This window comes from Anaerotruncus sp. 80 (assembly GCF_009936115.1).
In the GTDB taxonomy this organism is placed as follows: Bacteria; Bacillota; Clostridia; order Peptostreptococcales; family Anaerovoracaceae; genus Senimuribacter; species Senimuribacter intestinalis.
This window is the reverse complement of sequence record NZ_QWES01000024.1, coordinates 1-18,486: the sequence shown is the minus strand read 5'-3', so window position 1 is coordinate 18,486 and position 18,486 is coordinate 1. Positions and strand designations below refer to the sequence as shown.

Genomic DNA, 18,486 nt, shown 5'->3' with positions numbered 1-18,486 from the left:
AAGGTGAACTGTAGTTGTATACACAAAAAATATAGATGAATATTATAAAAATTTAACAAAAAAATACAAAAACCTTGCACAAACTATTGAACAAGATGCGTTAACGTGGTAAAATTAATAAGTATTTTTTTCAAAAAAGAAGGTAATGAAATGACAGACAAACAAAAGATAATTAATATAGCAGTCATCGCTCATGTCGATGCGGGGAAATCCACCCTGGTTGATGCGTTTCTCAATCAGAGCGGAGTATTTCGAGCAAACGAGGAAGTTGCTGACTGTGTTATGGATAGTGATGACATCGAAAGGGAAAGAGGCATTACCATCTATTCCAAGAACTGTTCTGTGATGCACGGTGATGTAAAGATTAATATTGTAGATACGCCGGGGCATGCGGACTTTTCTTCAGAAGTGGAACGTATTATGAAGACGGTGGATACGGTAATTTTGTTGGTGGATTCCAGCGAGGGACCGATGCCGCAGACCAGATTTGTACTGAGCAAATCTTTGGAACAGGGGCTGAATCCGATTTTATTCATTAATAAAATAGATAAAAAAGACGCAAGAATTGATGAGGTCGTGGATGAGGTTTATGAACTTTTCATGGATCTAAATGCAAACGATACACAGCTTGATTTTCCGATTCTTTACGGGATTGCAAGACAGGGGATTGCGGTTCGTGACCCGAAGGAGGCGGAGGGGCTTTCTGTAGAACAAGGTGATGTGAAAATGAAACACACGCCGGCAGGATTTGCAGGTCTTGACATTACGCCGCTTTTTGACACGATTATCGAGCACTGCGAGCCTTATGCTGATTTGCGAGAAGAACCGCTGCAGCTGCAGGTATCCACGCTGGCTTACGATGACTATATCGGAAGATTAGGCATCGGCAGAATCACGAGAGGTGTTTTGAAGGAAGGGCAGACTGTAGCCGTTGCAAAGGAAGACGGTCAGATTGTACAGAGAAAGGTCAATCAGGTCTTTGTATACAGAGGGCTTAAGCGGATAGCAGTGCCGCAGGCTGAGTGCGGTGATATTGTCGTAGTTTCCGGTATTGCAGATATTTCTATCGGTGAGACTATCTGCGATGTGGCAAAACCTGAGCCGATGGAGATGATTCACATCGAAGAACCGACTCTTTCTATGAATTTTATGGTAAACAAGTCGCCGTTTGCCGGAAAAGTTGGCAAATTTGTCACCTCAAGACATATCAGGGAAAGACTGAACAAGGAACTGGAGGTCAATGTAGGTCTGATGGTGGAGGATACAGATTCCACTGACAGTTTCAAAGTATCCGGCAGAGGGGAACTGCACCTTTCTATTCTTATTGAAAATATGAGAAGAGAAGGATATGAACTGGCGGTTTCCAAGCCGGAAGTGATTTACAGAAAAGATGAACAGGGTAAAAAGCTGGAGCCTATTGAAGAAGTGGTGCTCAGCGTGCCTGATGAATATACTGGAACAGTAATCTCTAAACTGAATCTCCGTAAAGGGATTATGGTGCAGATGACCGGCGAAAACGGCTATTCCAAGCTGGAATATCACGTGCCGACAAGAGGACTTTTAGGCTACCGCTCTGAATTTATCAACGACACCCACGGAGAGGGGACTATGGAGCGCAGATTCCTTACCTTTGAAGCATACAAGGGAGATATTGCAGGCAGAACCAACGGCGTTGCCATTGCCATTGAAGAGGGCGTATGCACTCCTTACGCACTGGCTAGTATCAGTGAGCGTGTGCAGATGTTTGTGGATCCAGGAACCAAAGTTTACGAAGGCATGATTGTAGGCATGAATTCCAGAAGTGATGACATGGAGGTAAACCCTTGCAAAGCGAAGAAAGCCACCAATATGCGTGCAGCGGGAAATGATGATGCTGTTAAACTTTCACCGCCGAGAACTTTCACTTTGGAAGAAGCGTTGGAATTTATTGCTGACGATGAATTGGTAGAAATTACACCGGATGATATCAGGCTGCGCAAAAAGCTGCTTCGCGAGATTGAAAGAAGAAGATCAGGGAGATAATATATGTCTCAAAAAAACATAGAACTTTTAATAGATCTTGGAACAACGCTGCTCGTCGTCCTACTTGGCTGGATTGCCATTCGCATTATTCTGCGGATTGAGAAAAAGGCACTGGAGCGATCCAATCTGGATGAAGCATTGTATTTATTTATTCTAAAATCTACCCGGATTATTCTGTGGATCGTACTAATCGTATCGGTGCTGCCGATGCTGGGAATTAGTCCGGCATCACTAGTTGCAGTGCTGGGCGCAGGCGGCGCTGCCATTGCGCTGGCTCTTAAGGACAGCCTCGGCAATGTGGCAGGCGGCATCATCATATTGATGAACAAACCTTTTAACAAAGATGATACCATAGAGGTAAGCGGAACTATAGGTGTGGTTGACGCCATCGACCTTTTGACAACGAAGCTGCATACCTTTGACAATAAAGTGGTGACCATTCCCAATGGGACCATTACCACATCAATTTTAACCAATTATTCCAGAGAACAGATGCGCAGAGTGGACTGTACCTTTGGCATCAGTTATCAGGCGGATATCGGAAAAGCAAAGGAAATCCTGCTTGCTGTTGCTGAGCGTTGTCCCAAGGCGCAAAAAGAACCGGAGTTTGTTATCGGTGTATCGTCCCATGGAGACCATGCGATTTTGATGGATTTGAAAGTTTGGTGTTCCACAGAGGACTATTTTGATGTAAAATATTATTTAGAGGAAAATGTAAAAATTGCTTTTGACCAGGCGGGTATTGAGATTCCTTATCCCCAGGTTGATATTCATATCATTCAATAGTTTTTTAAATTATTTTAATTTTTTTATACATCTCTGGGGCGGAAAAATTCTGAACCTGTGAGATGAGAGAATGGGAGAGAAAAATGAAAGAAATTAAAAAATTCAAGAGAGTGCTGGTCGCCAACAGAGGCGAGATTGCAATTCGAATTTTCCGTGCTTGTAACGAGCTGGGGATTAGAACCGTTGCAGTTTACTCAGAAGAAGACAAGAATTCGCTGTTCAGAACCAAAGCAGATGAATCCTATCAGATTGGCAAAGGTAAAGCGCCAGTTGCGGCTTACCTTGCCATCGAGGAAATCATCGAGCTAGCAAAAGCCAAGGGTGTAGACGCCATTCATCCGGGCTATGGATTCCTTTCAGAGAATCAGGAGTTCGCAGCGGCATGTGAAAACGCAGGCATCGAATTTATCGGACCGACTGACAAGATGATGGGAAGTCTGGGCGACAAGATTCAGTCCAAACTGGTCGCAATGAAGGTAGGCGTTCCTACTATTCCAGGTGTAGAAAAGGCAATTCAAACTGAAAAGGAAGCTGTTGAGTTTGCACAGAAGTGCGGCTATCCGATTATGCTCAAGGCTGCTGCCGGCGGCGGCGGACGCGGTATGCGTATTGTCAGAAACGAGCAGGATCTGCTGCCGGAGTATAGAAGTGCAAAGAGCGAAGCGAAGAAAGCCTTCGGCATCGACGACATCTTTATTGAAAAATATTTAGAAAGCCCGAAGCACATCGAAGTGCAGATTTTGGGAGACAAATACGGCAATGTAGTACATCTTTGCGAAAGAGACTGCTCCATTCAGAGAAGACACCAGAAGGTTATCGAGTTTACGCCGGCGCTGTGTCTGACTGAGGAAAAGAGAAAGGCAATCTGCGAAGATGCGCTGAAAATCGCAAGAGCCGTAAACTACAGAAGTGCAGGTACAGTTGAATTTTTGCTGGATAAACATGGCAATCACTACTTTATCGAGATGAATCCGAGAATCCAGGTAGAGCATACCGTAACAGAAATGGTAACCGGTATTGATATCGTACAATCTCAGATTCTCATCGCTGAAGGATATCCGCTTGATTCCGACGAAGTCGGCATCAGAAACCAGAAAGATATTCAGATGAGAGGAAATGCGATTCAGTGCAGAATTACCACAGAAGACCCTGCCAACGGTTTTGCGCCTGATACCGGAACCATCGAACTTTACAGAAGTGCTTCCGGCTACGGCATTCGTCTGGACGGCGGCAATGGATTTACCGGTTCTGTCGTATCTCCATATTATGACAGCTTACTGGTTAAGATTACGGCATATTCCAATACCTTTGAGGGCGCGACCAGAAAGGCGATCAGAGCCCTGCGTGAAACTCAGATTAAAGGCGTTAAGACCAATATCGGTTTTTTACTTAATGTACTGAATCATCCTACCTTTAAAGCGGGCGATTGTGATACCGGCTTTATCGGGGCTAACCCTGAGCTGCTCAATATCAGAAAAGCTGATGATAAAGAACTGAAGGTTTTAAACTTCATCGGAAACAAAGTCGTCAATGAGACAAAAGGCGTCAAGCCGCAGTTTGACGTGCCGGTATTCCCGAAGATTCCGATGACCGAAATCAACACGTTGAAAGGAACTAAGCAGCTTCTCGACATGGAAGGACCGGAGGCTGTTGCAAAATGGACCAAAGAACAGAAGAAACTGCTGATTACGGATACCACGACAAGAGATGCTCAGCAGTCCCTGATGGCAACCAGGGTCAGAACTGTAGATATGGAAAAGATTGCACCGGCAATGGCGCTTTACGGCAAAGACCTGTTCTCCATCGAAATGTGGGGCGGTGCAACCTTCGATACTTCCTTCAGGTTCCTCAAGGAATCTCCATGGGAAAGACTGGAAACGCTGCGTGCCAAGATTCCTAATGTTATGTTCCAGATGCTGATCAGAGGGGCCAACGCAGTCGGCTACAAGAACTATCCGGATAATGTAATCAGAGAATTCGTCAAGCAGTCTGCGGCTGCTGGTATCGATGTGTTCCGTATCTTTGACTCTCTGAACTGGATTCAGGGTATGGAAGTAGCTCTGGATGAAACCTTGAAACAGGGCAAAATTGCAGAAGCATGCCTGTGCTACACCGGAGATATTCTGGATGATTCCAGAACCAAATACAATCTGGATTACTATATCAGAATGGCAAAGGAGCTGGAGAAGAGAGGCTCTCACATTCTGGGCATCAAGGATATGTCCGGTCTTCTCAAGCCGATGGCAGCTTATAAGCTGGTGAAAGCGCTGAAGGAAGAGGTGGATATGCCGATTCATCTGCACACCCACGATACCAGTGGAAACGGTGTGGCTACCATTCTGATGGCTGCACAGGCAGGCGTAGACGTAGTAGATGCAGCATTTAACAGTATGAGCGGTCTGACTTCTCAGCCAGCGCTGAACTCTGTGGTTGCTGCTGTTGAAAACAGTAGCAGAGATACAGGCATAGATCTTGACGGTATTCAGAAGATTTCCGAATACTGGAGGGATGTTAGACCGGTTTACAAGAACTTTGAATCCGATATGGCGACTTCCACTGCGGAAATCTACAAGTATGAAATCCCTGGCGGGCAGTACTCCAACCTGAAACCGCAGGTAGAATCCTTCGGCCTTGGACACAAGTTCCAGGAAGTAAAGGATATGTATAAAACAGTAAATCAGATGCTGGGTGATATCATCAAGGTAACACCGTCCTCCAAGGTAGTGGGCGATTTGGCAATCTTTATGGTACAGAACGACATTACACCGGAGAACATCGTTGAAAAGGGTAAGGATATCGACTTCCCGGATTCCACTGTATCTTACTTTGAAGGTATGATGGGGCAGCCAGAAGGCGGTTTCCCAGAAGATATTCAGAAAGTTGTGCTGAAAGGTAAAACACCGATTACCTGCAGACCTGGTGAACTTTTACCGCCGGAAGATTTCGGTGCAATCAAAGCGCATCTGAAAGATGAACTGGGAATAGATGCAACGCCGCAGGATATCATCAGTTATGCAATGTACTCTAAAGTATTTGAAGACTACCACAAGAGCCTGAAAAAGGATGGGAACTTTAGATACATGGGCAGCGATATCTACTTCCACGGTCTTTCCGAAGGTGAAACCTGTGAAGTCAAGCTGGAGGAAGGAAAAGTGTTGGTCATCAAGCTGCACGAAATCAGAGGCGTAGATCCGGAAGGCAACCGCGATTTGGTATTTGAAGTCAACGGCAACAGAAGAATCGTTAAGATTAAGGACGAAGATATGCAGTCTGCTGTTTCTTCCATCGCAACTGCACGTTTTGCAAACGAGGACGATCCGATGGAAATCGGCGCCAATATCCCGGGCAATATCCTGAAGATTTTGGTGAAGGAAGGCGAAGCGGTAGAAGAAAAACAGCCGATCGCAGTCATCGAAGCGATGAAGATGGAAACCAATATTCTGGCAACTGCAAAGGGCGTCGTAGACACAATCTATGTACACGAAGGCCAGCAGGTTAAAGCAGGCGAACTGGTAGCCAAACTGAAAGAAAACTAAAAACAATGGGCGGGAGTATTCCCGCCTTTTTTATATATAAGAAACCACGCATTGAATGCATGGCTAGTTTTGAACATAAAAACACCGACTGATGATAAGCCGGTGTTTTTGTATACTTATAGTTTTATTACTTGTTCCATTTCAGCGTATAGTAACCATTTCCGTGACTATACTTCTGGACCTTGATGTAGTAAGTGCCCGGCGCCAGCTTAGTGCCTTTGCCGATGGTGTATAGCTGCACTTCTTTGCCATCATCGCCGTAACAGTTGACGCTGGTAGCCGGATAGGTTTTACCGGATTGATAGAAAGCTGCTTTCAGTCCGCCTGAACTGCCGCCGCCGTTAGCCTTTACTTTAAAGGTAAATTTGACATACTGGGTTTTGGTGATTTTAAATTTGTACCAGTCTCCAGAAGTTGCACTCTGCGCTGCAGTGATGATGCCTTTCTTGGTACTGCCCTTGGAAATGGACTTTGCCTTGCTCTTGGAAGAGCCGCTGCTTTCCTTGACGCTGGTGAAAGAAACTTTGATACCGTAAGCATTGTCAGAATTCTTTACCGCAATGTAATAGGTGCCTTTCGCAACGCCGATGGTGGTCTTGTATGCCTTGCTGGAAGACAGATATTCAAAGTTGGTGAACAGACTGTTTTTCTTGGAATTCATCAGTTTAATGTTGAAACTAGAGTAGTCGGTCAGTCTTTCTGGAAAGCTAACAGTCAGATAGCCGTTGCCAGGGGCGGTTACCTTATAGTAGGAAACGCCACTGTTATCCGGACTTGCGCCGTAGAATACTTTGCCTTTGGTCAGCGTGCCGCCTGCAGGATAGAGAATAGCGCGAAATCCTACGGACTGCGGCATGCCAGCGTTGTAGCTTGCAGTTTCAAACTTCAAATAGTAAGTGCCCGCTTTTTTTACTTTTGCGTACAGGGTGTCTTCTACTTTTGAACTGCTTAGATATTTGGAGTAGCCAATTTTGTCTCCGCTGGTTGCAGCAGAAGTAGAGTGCAGGGTTACGGTAACGCCTTTTCCTACTTCAACGCCGGAAAGTGGAATTGCCAAGGTGCCGCCTTTTGTTGTTTTGACCGGAATGACAGTAACATTGTCACTGCCTGTGGTCATTCTGGCGACATATGCATTGATATCTTCTGTTGAATTTGCGCCCTGTGCTGTAATTTCTGTGGCTGGGGTACCAGCTGCGTCAGACACAGTCCCCGCAAAGATACTTTCCGCACCTGCGAAAGCAGTGGTTAGAACCAACGCAAAAGCAAGAACGAGGGATAATAATTTTCTTCTTTTCATAATTTCTGTCCTTTCATATAAATTCACATGATTTCAGGTTTCTTACTTCTAATTATACGATAGAATGGGAATTTTTTCAAGATGCATGTACTGTGTAATCACGACAAACCCATGAAACTGCAACAGGTAATCCGCGAACAAAGCCGCAAAAGTTTTCAAGGTTTTGCCTTTCCGCACCTGCGATTTCTCTTTCTGCTGCTATCAATATGTGGTATAATAACCTCACGGCGTTAGCAGAATTGAAGATTCTGACGCCTGAGAGAACATTGAATCACAAACTCTGTGCCTACGGCACAGGCGGCATACGCCGCCGCAGCACCAGGTGCTGCGCTTGTGGTATAATAATTTCAGGTAATTTGATTTTAATGAGAGGTACGGGATGAAGCTGAGATTTAAACAGAGATTTTTTTCATGGTTTGACAGTTATGATATATATGATGAATCAGAACGACCGGTGTACACGGTGCAGGGGCAGCTTGCCTGGGGACATTGCCTGAAAATTTTTGACGCGCGGGGAAGTGAAGTCGGAACAGTCAGGGAGAAAGTATTGACATGGCTGCCTAAGTTTGAAATCTACGAAGGAGAGGGATATATCGGAAGTATCAGCAAGGAGTTTTCATTTCTGAAGCCACGGTATCATATCGACTTTAACGGTTGGCATATCGAAGGAGATTTCATGGAATGGGATTACGAAGTCATCGGTGTCGATGGAAGAAAGGTAGCCGTGATTTCCAAAGAGTTATTCCACTGGACAGATACTTACGTGCTGGATATCGAAGATTCAAAGGACGCGCTGTATGTGCTGATGCTGGTGCTTGCCATTGACGCTGAGAAGTGTTCGAGGAATGATTAAACGAACCTCTTGCTGCGGGATTCAATCTTGATAAAAGTGACAAAAATCAAGAAATTTGTCACTTTTGTCACAGTTCAATTCGCTGATAATTTTTCGCACCCCTGCCGTAGGGCTGAAAAATATGCCTGTTTTCATTCGGCGTTTCTTGTGCTAAAATGGCAGAAGGCGGATTAACGAAAAACGAGTTGGAGGACATATAAAATGGAATATTTTTTTAGTCATATTGGATATATCGTTGTGGTAGCTGTGTTATTGGGGCTGATTGGCTTTGCCACCGTTGTCATGGCATCGAAAAATGAAGCAGAGAGATATATTAACGAAGAAAAGTGCAATTTCCATTGCGGAAGCTGTCCGAATACGGAACTATGTCATAAAGAGGGAAAGAAAACCGATGTATTATAGTCCGACACAGTGGGTGTTTCTATTTTTTATATATTGTTTTCTGGGCTGGATTTGGGAGACTGTGTATGTGTCTGTTCGCACAGGACATTTTGAAAATCGAGGTTTTATGCATGGACCATTCTTGCCGATTTATGGGTCGGGTGCAATTGTGATTCTCTTTGCCACTTTAGGTGTGCGCAACAGCCTGCCACTGATTTATCTGTTTGGCATGATTAGTTCGACAATCCTGGAGTACTGCACTGGTGCGGCGATGCAGAAGATTTTTGGCGTGCGCTATTGGGATTACTCACAGCACAGGCTGAATTTGAATGGGCATATCTGTCTATTTGTATCTCTGGCGTGGGGCGGATTTTCCATTCTTTTGGTCAGAGTGCTACATCCTCCCATTGAAGAACTAGTGCTGCAGATTCCAATGGGAGCAATTGATGCTGCGGCAATGGCGCTTGTCATATTGATCTCGGTGGATATGACCATTTCTGTAAACGAAGCGCTGGATTTAAAGGCTATGCTGATCAAAAAAGCAGAGAGCAACGAGGAACTGCGCAGACTGCAGAGCAGAATTGATTTTGTCTATGCCCTTGCTGAAGATGATATTCGGAAATTTAAGGAAGAGCAGGGGGCGAAAGCAGAAAAGTTCCGCAATCGCTTTGAGCGAAATTTGAGAGAATCCCGAAGAGAGTATGAGACAAAACTGGCAGCACTTCGCGATTATGCAGAAAACTATTTTACCGATAAGCAGGAAGCGCTGCAGGAGCGTGTGGACTTTTATGAAAGGCTGGAGACTCATAGACAGAAACTGGCAGAGCGTACCGATAAGGAGTACCGAAGAGCGGTGAACATTCTTCGCAGAAATCCAGGCGCTGTTTCCAAGGACTTTGAGGAAGAGCTTGACCAGATTCACAAGTTGATGAGAAAATAAGCGAAAGCTGTCTACTTACATATTATGAAAGCGGGCAGTTTTTTTATGGATGAGTGTGCACTACCGGAAAACTGTAGTGTGCATATTTTCAGAAGTTTTGCCGATTATATGCACACTGATGTGCATATTTTTGGAGAAAGTGTTTGATATATGCACAATAGCATCTAGAAAACGAAAAATATCGGCAAGGAAGTGATAAAATTCCTTTTCAAAACCATAGAATATGCATATATTAAAGTTTTTTTTAAAATATATGCAGAGGGCTGTGCATATTTTGGTTCTTTTGTGCGAATATATGCATTTTATCCGCCACTGGCAGCAGGACGAAGGGTCGGCGATCTGAGAATCGGTCCTCCGCTTTGTATAGCAAAAAAAACATAAAAACATAGTGCGAGCCTCTTGATTTAATGCTTTAATGTGGTAAAATAGTAAAGCGAAGGGCGGAACTTAAGGAAAAAGTGTGCCCTACGAAAGCTGAAAGGAGTTAAAGACAGACAATGAAAATCAGCAGAAGTTTACTGAAAAGTGATGAAAGAGCAACTTTTGAACTGAGAAACCTATACCAGAAGTACGGCTATAGACAGTTCAAGATGGGAAAATTTGAGGAATACGATCTTTACGTTAAGAATAAGGAATTCCTGCAGATTGACAGCATGATCACTTTTAACGACAACGGAAAACTGATGGCTTTAAAGCCAGACTTAACACTTTCCATTATTAAGAATTATCATCACAGCGAAGGATATATAGAGAAAGTTTACTATAGCGAGAACATTTACCGTGCGTCTAAATCCTCTCATACATATAAAGAAATTATGCAGACGGGGCTTGAATGCATGGGTGATATCGACCTTTATCATATTTGTGAGGTAACCGCTTTGGCGGCAAAGAGCCTTGCGACAATCAGCAGTAACTACGTTTTGGAAATTTCCCATATGGGCGTCATTAAGGCAGTGCTTGCGCCGCTTTGCGAGGAGCTGCAGCGGCAGGTTTTGAAGTGCATCGCGGAAAAAAATTTGCACGAAATTCGCAAGCTATGTGAAGAGAACGGAATCGAAGAAACGGTATATCAGTCCATCGAGACTTTGGTATCAACCTATGGAGGATATAAGAAGGTGTTAACGGCTCTGAAAAAAGCCAGCCTTTCCGATGAGGTAAGAGTGGCCTTGACCGAACTTGAAACCATCTGCAGCATTTTGGCGGTCAACAAGCTGGCAAAGAATATCAATATCGACTTTTCCATCGTCAACGATATGGGCTATTACAGCGGTATTTTGTACAAAGGTTTTATAAAGGGCATTCCAAACAGTATTCTCTCCGGCGGTCAGTATGATCAGCTGATGGAGCGAATGGGGAAGAAAGCCGGCGCTATTGGCTTTGCGGTATATTTGGATTCTTTGGACAGACTTGACCCTAGTGAAAAAGTCTACGACTTTGATGTGGTCTTTCTCTACGATGAGAAATCGGATTTACGCCTTTTGATGAAGGAGGCTAAGGATCTGCGTGACAAGGGCGAAAGTGTCCTTTTGGAGCGCAGTATTCCGGAGAAAATGACTTACAGGAAACTTTTGAAACTGGAAGATGGGGAGGTAAAAATCCTTGAAAGAAATGATTAATGTGGCTCTGCCCAAGGGAAGACTGGGGCAGAAGGTTTATGATATGTTTGAAAAGGCGGGCTACCCTTGTCCGTCTATTAAAGAGGATAACAGAAAGCTGATCTTTGAAAACGAAGAAGTGGGGGTTCGCTACTTCTGGGTCAAGCCGTCGGATGTGACTATTTATGTGGAGCGTGGAGCTGCAGATATCGGCGTAGCGGGAAAGGACATTTTGCTGGAATACGAGCCAGAAGTTTATGAGCTTTTGGACTTGGAGCTTGGAAAATGCAGAATGGCGGTTGCCGCAAAGAGTACTTTCCGCGACAACACCGAGCGAACCTTAAAGGTTGCAACAAAGTTTCCAAATATCGCGAGAACCTATTACGAGAGGGAAAGCAGAGACATCGATATCATCAAACTCAACGGTTCTATTGAAATTGCACCGATTCTGGGGCTTTCAGATGTCATCGTGGATATCGTGGAGACGGGAAAGACCCTGAAGGAAAATAATCTGGAAGTGGTAAAGACTATTGTGCCAATCAGCGCAAGACTTATTGCCAATAAGGCGGGCTTTAAGTTTAAGACGGCAGAGATTGAGCAGATTCGTGACAGTCTGGCTTCCCAGCTGAAGGAAAAAGAGGAAAAATAAATGAGTAAATTTTTGGTAGAAAAATACAGGAAATTAAAGCCTTATACGCCGGGAGAGCAGCCGAAAGATCAGGTGATGATTAAGCTGAATACCAACGAATCACCTTATTCGCCGGGACCTGCTACCATTGCAGCATTAAACGCAGGTGAGGCTGCAAATCTACGTCTTTATTCGGATCCGGATTCGTCGGATTTGAAGCAGGCCATCGCAAATCTTTACAGGGTGCAGAGAAACAACGTGTTTGTAACCAACGGTTCCGATGACATTTTAAACTTTGCCTTTATGGCTTTTGCGGGCGAAGGCGGCAAGGTCTACTTTCCGGAGACTTCCTATGGATTTTACGAGGTCTTTGCGGACCTTTACGAAACCGATTATGTGAAAGTGCCACTGAAACCAGATTTTTCCATCGATCCCAAGGATTATGTCTGTAAGGACGGCATGATTGTCATTGCAAATCCCAACGCACCGACGGGGCAGGCTCTTTCCCTGCAGCAGGTGGAGGAAATCGTTAGAACTAACAGAGAATCGGTGGTGCTCATCGATGAAGCCTATGTAGACTTTGGAGCAGACAGCGCGGTAGAATTGATACATAAATATGAGAATCTACTGGTGGTGCAGACTTTCTCTAAATCGAGGAGCATGGCGGGGGCGCGTCTGGGTTTTGCCATCGCGTCAGCAGCGCTGGTTGCGGATCTTGAAAAAATCAAGTTTTCTACGAATCCATACAATGTCAACAGACTGACCAGCGCTGCAGGCATTGCAGCCCTTTCCGAAAATGAATACTATATGGAAAACTGCAGGCGTATTATGGAAACCAGAGCCTATACTGCAGAAAAGCTGATTGCTATGGGTTTTGAGGTGGTGCCGTCTAAGGCCAATTTTCTCTTTGCAAAATCTCCCGATGTGGACGGTGGGGTTCTTTATGAAAAACTGCGAGAAAAAGGCATTTTGATTCGCCACTTTGACAAAGAGGCAATCAGCCAGTACAATAGAATTACCATTGGAACAAGAGAAGAGATGGATTGCTTTTTAGAAGCAGTATCAGAAATTTTGAGGTAAAAAGATGAGAACAAGTGAAATCAATCGAAATACAGCGGAAACCCAAATCAGTCTGAAGCTGAATATGGACGGCAGAGGGGAAAGCGCTGTTCATACAGGCTGTGGATTTTTAGACCATATGCTGACCCTCTTTGCAAGGCACGGCAGATTTGACCTTACAGTCAGCTGTCAGGGAGATACAGACGTGGATTACCACCACACCGTAGAAGACATTGGAATCGTACTGGGAAGCGCTTTTTCTGAGGCGCTCGCAGACATGCGGGGAATCTGCCGCTTTGGCGATATCATTCTGCCTATGGATGAGACTTTGATGATATGCGCAGTGGATATTTCCGGAAGAGATTATCTGGGCTTACAGGTAGAAATGCCATGTGAGAAAGTGGGAGATTTTGACACGGAACTGGTGAAAGAATTTTTTCTTGGTTTTGTAAGAAAGGCGCAGGTGACTTTGCACTTTAAGCAGCTTGCAGGGGAGAATACCCACCACATCATTGAAGCCATGTTCAAAGCTTTCGGCAGAGCTATGGCAAAAGCAGTAAAAATTGACGAGGAATATAAAGACGAAATTCCTTCCACGAAGGGAGTGCTGTAAATGATTGCCATCATAGATTACGGCGTAGGAAATATTTTTTCTCTGGAAAGTTCTTTCCGTTATATCGGACAGGAAGCGGTATTAACCAGCGATCCGGCGGTGATTGAAAAAGCAGATAAGCTGATACTTCCCGGTGTCGGCGCTTTTGGTGATGCGGCTTTAAAACTGCGGGAAAGCGGTATGGCTGAGGTGGTGCTTTCGGAAGTTTCCAAAGGAAAACCACTTCTTGGCATTTGTCTCGGTATGCAGCTGCTCTTTGAGAAAAGTTATGAATACGGTGAGCATGCAGGTCTGGGTTTAATCCCCGGTGAAATTGTCACCATGGAGGGTGTGGTGCCTTGCGGTTACAAGGTGCCTCATATTGGCTGGAATGGGCTTCATTTCCCCAAGGACAAAGAAAAAAGCCCGATATTCAAATATCTGGAAGAGGGCAATTTTGTGTATTTTGTCCATACCTATTATGGAAGTGAGTGCGAGGAAGCGACCATTGCAACGACAGAATACGGGGCAGAACTGACGGCGGCAGTTGCAAAGGATAACGTTTACGGCGTTCAATTTCACCCGGAAAAAAGCGGCGAAATCGGTATGAAGATTCTGCGTGCATTTTGCGAGCTATAAAAGAGAGAAAGGAAGTTTGGTTATGAAAATTTTTCCTGCCATCGATTTGCGTGATGGCAAGGTGGTACGCCTGCTAAAAGGCGACTACGACCAGATGACAGTATACGGAGACGACCCGGTAGCCTATGCCAAGGAGTTTGAGGCGAAGGGGGCAGAGTTTCTCCATGTGGTAGATTTAGACGGCGCAAAGGACGGCGATACCCCGAATTTTCAGGTGGTAAAACGCCTAGCGGCAGAAACCGGTCTGAAAGTAGAAATCGGCGGAGGAATCCGCAGCGAAGAGACCATCAAGCGGTATATTGACGCCGGTGTGTACCGGGTGATTCTCGGCACTGTTGCTGTAAAAGAGCCGGAATTTACTACAGAAATGATTAGGAAATATAAAGAAAAAATTGCGGTAGGCGTGGATATTTCGGAAAGGCATGTGGCAATTCATGGCTGGAAAGAAGTGTCTCAGATTACCGTAGATGAGATTTTTGAAAAGCTGGCAGATGACGGCGTCAGCTGCATTATCTGTACGGATATTTCAAAGGACGGCGCTATGCAGGGAACGAATCAGGCGCTTTACAAAGAGCTTTCAGAGAAGTATCCCGTCGATATTGTAGCTTCCGGCGGCGTGTCTTCTATGGCGGATGTGGCGGCGCTTCTTGATATGGGCGTTTACGGCGCTATCATCGGAAAAGCGATTTATAACGGCGCAATCGATCTGCAAAAAGCTATCGCTTTGGCGAAATCTATTGAGCAGGCAGACGTCTTTGCGGCCCTCTTTGATGAAGGAGGAGCAAAATGATTACCAAAAGAATTATTCCCTGTTTGGATGTGCGAAACGGCAGAGTGGTAAAGGGTGTGAATTTTGAAGGATTGTCAGACGTCTCTTCGCCAGTGGAGCTTGGCAAATATTACAGCGAAAACGGTGCGGATGAGTTGGTATTTTATGACATTACCGCTTCTTTTGAAGAGCGGGCGCTGTTTACGGAGATTCTGAAGGAAGTGGCTTCCAAAGTGTTCATTCCCCTGACTGTTGGCGGAGGTATCAACACCATTGCAGACTTTGACCGGGTGCTGAAATGCGGCGCGGATAAGGTTTCTGTCAACTCTGGCGCTATCAAAAATCCAGGACTTATTGCAGAGGCTGCCAAGAAATATGGTGATCAGTGCGTAGTGCTTTCTGTCGATGTGAAACGTGTTGACGGCAGTTTTCATGTTTTTGCAAAAGGCGGCAGAGAGGATACCGGGCTTGACGCATTGGAATGGATTAAGCAGGGTGAAGCCAGCGGCGCAGGTGAGATTGTAGTCAACAGTATTGACACTGACGGCGTAAAGAAAGGCTTTGATATTGAGCTTCTGCGCGCGGTAAACGATTTGGTGTCCGTGCCTGTGATTGCTTCAGGCGGTGCGGGCAGCATTTCTGATTTTATAGATTTATTCAGAGCGATTCCGGCCATTGATGCAGGATTGGCAGCATCTATTTTTCACTTTGGAGAAGTTGCGATTTCAGATTTGAAGAATCAGCTGGCAGCTGCCGGTATTCACGTGAGGAAGTAGATCGGTATGGATATTGGAATTTTCGTACCTATTCCGGATTTTTGTGAAAAAGGTACTAAGATTCGGAGTGATATTATGTTAATCGAAGTTTTTTTGAAGAAGTTATTTGGAATTTGACGGAGATTTATCACGTTTTTTTTGCTTATGATACATTTATCCATGAATAATTCTTTCATTATGTGGGGATTTATTCTTTGATTTCCATATAATGCGTACGATGATTGGGGTGTGTTAGTACCTTTTTTACAAAAACAGCAGTTAGGTACTAAAACATGGTTTATGGCTTTCATGGGCTTGACACAAAAAGTAAAATATATTAAAGAAGACAGCAGGAGAAGATTATGGTAAAAATAGAAGAATTGAAATTTGATGAAAAGGGACTGATTCCTGCCATTGTGGTGGATGCACAGTCCAAGAAGGTGCTCACTCTTGCTTATATGAACAGAGAGAGCCTTGCAATCAGCATGGAGGAAAAGAGAACCTGCTTCTGGTCTCGTTCCAGACAGGAACTGTGGAGAAAGGGCGAAACCAGCGGCAATGTGCAGCATATCGTCAGCATTACGGCTGATTGCGACCGTGACGCACTGGTTGTCATGGTCAACAAAGAGGGACCTGCCTGCCATCTGGGCGGCGATTCCTGCTTTGAATTTCCTGTAATGGGAGAGCTGGAAATAGAAGAAACCGAGGGATTCTCTGTAAAAGGTCTCTACAAGATGCTAAAGGGTCGCAAGGAGGAAATGCCGGAGGGCTCCTACACTTCCTACCTCTTTGAAAAGGGAATGGACAAGATTTTGAAGAAGGTCGGCGAGGAGTCCACCGAAGTCATCATTGCAGGAAAAGCGGATGACAAGGCGGAGACGATTTACGAAATTGCAGACCTTGCGTATCATGTGATGGTACTTATGGTAGAAATGGGAATCACTGTAGATGACGTGATGAGTGAGCTGGCTTCACGCCATATTATAGATCATAAAGTGAAACAGGAGAAAATGAAATGATTTTGTTAAACACAAAAGGCAATTTCAATTTGCATACCCATACCTGTTTTTGCGATGGAAAAGATGAACCTGAGGAGATGGTAAAAAAAGCCATCGACCTCGGGTTTTGTGCCCTTGGGTTTTCCGGTCACGAGTATTCGGTCAACGATGAGGAGTTTTGCATGAGCAGGGCAAACACCTTGCGCTACAGAGAGGAAGTCCTGCGTCTAAAGGAGGCGTACCGGGGACAGATTGACATTTATCTGGGAGTCGAGCGAGATTACCTTGGAGAAGGAGACGATTATCCGTATGATTATATCATCGGCTCTGTTCATTATGCCCTTGCAAAGGATGGTACACCGGTATGTGTGGACAAGTCCGAGCAGGATATGGTAGCTGATGTACAGAAGTACTTCGGCGGTAACTACAGAGCTTATGTAGAGAGCTATTTTCAGTCTGTAGCTGACGTTGTAGCTAAGACAGGCTGCGATATTTTAGGCCATTTTGATCTGGTGACCAAGTTTAACGAAGGCTATAAATACTTCGATGAAGAGGCGGACTGGTACAAGGCGGCAGCCCTTTCGGCGCTGGACCAGGTGCTGGCTTCTGAAAAAAAGCCGATTATCGAAATCAATACCGGTGCTATGGCGAGAGGTTATCGCAGTGTGCCGTATCCGGCAGGGTTTATTTTGCGGGAGATTGCAAAGAGCGACTGTGCTGTCATTTTGTCTAGTGACTGTCATGATAAAGAGCAGCTTGACTTTGGATTTCAAGAATTGTTAGATGGAATTAAAAGTAAACCATGATTTGATTTTTAATGTGGCCAATATTAGCTTGATATAGGCAATAGGATGAGAATAATTATAATTAATAAATCGATGAAAAATAATTAAAAGTACAATTTAAACAAAAATAAAGTTTTAATTTTACATAAAAAAATTATATATATGTTGACATACAACAAAGCATGCGCTATAATAAAGAAAATTCAGACAACTGAATTTTCCATCGATGGGTAGTAAGAAGGACTTTTGATTTTAAGGAGGAAACATTATGAAAAAGAGAACAACTTTTTTAGCACTTGTTTTGGTTATGGTGCTAGGAACATCTGTGGCTTTTGGTTGGACACACTTTTATAATTTCTCAAAGACATTGGGTCCAAACGAAACTAAAGAAACTGGAGAGTTTTATTCATCAAGCAACTTTGTTATTAACTACACGCAGTCTGTCCCAAATACAATTGCAAATAGCACACAAGTGAGAGTGATTGTAATGAAGGGCAATACCATTGTTACATCAAAAACTGTAACTGGTGATAATGTGAGTGAAAAAATAACAGTAAGTAGCGGTGCAGGTAATTATACAATAACTTTCCGGAATCTCTCCAGCTATACTGTTAATGTATCAGGAAGTGCTATGAAATAGTACAAAATCACCTATACTAATACAGAACAGGTAAAAACAGAATATTGGGTGTTTTAGGGAGATGTCGTTAAAAACGACATCTCCCTATTGTAATGCCTAGAGGATATTGCAATAACGACAAAATATTATTGTAAATTGAAGGTTTGTCAAACATATGTTACACCGTCATGCAAAAAATTAAATAAAGTATCTTTAGGAGAAAGCCACTTTA

General features: G+C 44.2%; 17 protein-coding genes. 16 read left to right on the top strand and 1 reads right to left on the bottom strand.

Annotated elements, in window-relative coordinates:
* The first annotated feature begins 150 nt into the window (after nt 1–150).
* The 3 genes from typA to D1155_RS12195 all read left to right on the top strand — a co-directional run bounded on the left by typA (nt 151) and on the right by D1155_RS12195 (nt 6,344).
* Entirely contained in the window at nt 151–2,022 is a 1,872-nt protein-coding gene (typA, locus tag D1155_RS12205) for a translational GTPase TypA (RefSeq protein WP_160202691.1), read from the top strand.
* Nucleotides 2,023–2,025: 3 nt separating this feature from the next.
* A complete protein-coding gene (locus D1155_RS12200) occupies nt 2,026–2,808 on the top strand; it encodes a mechanosensitive ion channel family protein (protein ID WP_160202690.1) in 783 nt (260 codons plus the stop codon).
* A gap of 92 nt (nt 2,809–2,900) precedes the next feature.
* Nucleotides 2,901–6,344 carry a pyruvate carboxylase gene (locus tag D1155_RS12195; RefSeq protein WP_160202732.1) on the top strand — a complete coding sequence of 1,148 codons (3,444 nt, stop codon included), beginning with the start codon at nt 2,901–2,903 and terminating at the stop codon, nt 6,342–6,344.
* A gap of 127 nt (nt 6,345–6,471) precedes the next feature.
* Here the strand turns inward: D1155_RS12195 and D1155_RS12190 are convergent, their stop codons facing one another.
* The gene (locus D1155_RS12190) at nt 6,472–7,641 is read right to left on the bottom strand and encodes a hypothetical protein (RefSeq protein WP_160202689.1); all 1,170 of its coding nucleotides are present in this window, start codon (nt 7,639–7,641) and stop codon (nt 6,472–6,474) included.
* Nucleotides 7,642–8,020: 379 nt separating this feature from the next.
* On the opposite strand from D1155_RS12190, the gene D1155_RS12185 reads away from it, so the two are divergent.
* The 13 genes from D1155_RS12185 (at nt 8,021) to D1155_RS12125 (ending at nt 18,275) form a co-directional block, all read left to right on the top strand.
* Nucleotides 8,021–8,494 (top strand): LURP-one-related family protein, encoded by a 474-nt coding sequence (locus D1155_RS12185; RefSeq protein WP_160202688.1) that lies wholly within the window; start codon nt 8,021–8,023, stop codon nt 8,492–8,494.
* Between the two features lie 201 nt (nt 8,495–8,695).
* Entirely contained in the window at nt 8,696–8,896 is a 201-nt protein-coding gene (locus D1155_RS12180; protein ID WP_160202687.1) for a hypothetical protein, read from the top strand.
* A complete protein-coding gene (locus D1155_RS12175; protein ID WP_160202686.1) occupies nt 8,886–9,815 on the top strand; it encodes a hypothetical protein in 930 nt (309 codons plus the stop codon). Before D1155_RS12180 ends, D1155_RS12175 begins: the two co-directional genes overlap by 11 nt.
* 497 nt (nt 9,816–10,312) lie before the next feature.
* Nucleotides 10,313–11,431, top strand: coding sequence for an ATP phosphoribosyltransferase regulatory subunit (locus tag D1155_RS12170; protein ID WP_160202685.1), 1,119 nt, complete (start codon nt 10,313–10,315; stop codon nt 11,429–11,431).
* The gene (gene hisG / locus D1155_RS12165; RefSeq protein ID WP_160202731.1) at nt 11,424–12,059 is read left to right on the top strand and encodes an ATP phosphoribosyltransferase; all 636 of its coding nucleotides are present in this window, start codon (nt 11,424–11,426) and stop codon (nt 12,057–12,059) included. Before D1155_RS12170 ends, hisG begins: the two co-directional genes overlap by 8 nt.
* Nucleotides 12,060–13,118: a histidinol-phosphate transaminase gene (gene hisC / locus D1155_RS12160; RefSeq protein ID WP_160202684.1), complete on the top strand. Its 1,059-nt coding sequence runs from the start codon at nt 12,060–12,062 to the stop codon at nt 13,116–13,118.
* A gap of 4 nt (nt 13,119–13,122) precedes the next feature.
* Nucleotides 13,123–13,710: an imidazoleglycerol-phosphate dehydratase HisB gene (gene hisB / locus D1155_RS12155; RefSeq protein ID WP_160202683.1), complete on the top strand. Its 588-nt coding sequence runs from the start codon at nt 13,123–13,125 to the stop codon at nt 13,708–13,710.
* Nucleotides 13,711–14,328 carry an imidazole glycerol phosphate synthase subunit HisH gene (gene hisH / locus D1155_RS12150; RefSeq protein WP_160202682.1) on the top strand — a complete coding sequence of 206 codons (618 nt, stop codon included), beginning with the start codon at nt 13,711–13,713 and terminating at the stop codon, nt 14,326–14,328.
* Between the two features lie 22 nt (nt 14,329–14,350).
* Complete coding sequence (hisA, locus tag D1155_RS12145) at nt 14,351–15,118, top strand: 1-(5-phosphoribosyl)-5-[(5-phosphoribosylamino)methylideneamino]imidazole-4-carboxamide isomerase (protein WP_160202681.1); 768 nt, start codon at nt 14,351–14,353, stop codon at nt 15,116–15,118.
* Entirely contained in the window at nt 15,115–15,873 is a 759-nt protein-coding gene (gene hisF / locus D1155_RS12140) for an imidazole glycerol phosphate synthase subunit HisF (protein ID WP_160202680.1), read from the top strand. The genes hisA and hisF overlap by 4 nt, the downstream gene beginning before the upstream one ends.
* A 341-nt stretch (nt 15,874–16,214) precedes the next feature.
* Nucleotides 16,215–16,871, top strand: coding sequence for a bifunctional phosphoribosyl-AMP cyclohydrolase/phosphoribosyl-ATP diphosphatase HisIE (gene hisIE / locus D1155_RS12135; protein WP_160202679.1), 657 nt, complete (start codon nt 16,215–16,217; stop codon nt 16,869–16,871).
* Complete coding sequence (locus D1155_RS12130; RefSeq protein WP_160202678.1) at nt 16,868–17,656, top strand: histidinol-phosphatase; 789 nt, start codon at nt 16,868–16,870, stop codon at nt 17,654–17,656. The genes hisIE and D1155_RS12130 overlap by 4 nt, the downstream gene beginning before the upstream one ends.
* 247 nt (nt 17,657–17,903) lie before the next feature.
* Nucleotides 17,904–18,275 (top strand): hypothetical protein, encoded by a 372-nt coding sequence (locus tag D1155_RS12125; protein WP_160202677.1) that lies wholly within the window; start codon nt 17,904–17,906, stop codon nt 18,273–18,275.
* Nucleotides 18,276–18,486: the final 211 nt, after the last annotated feature.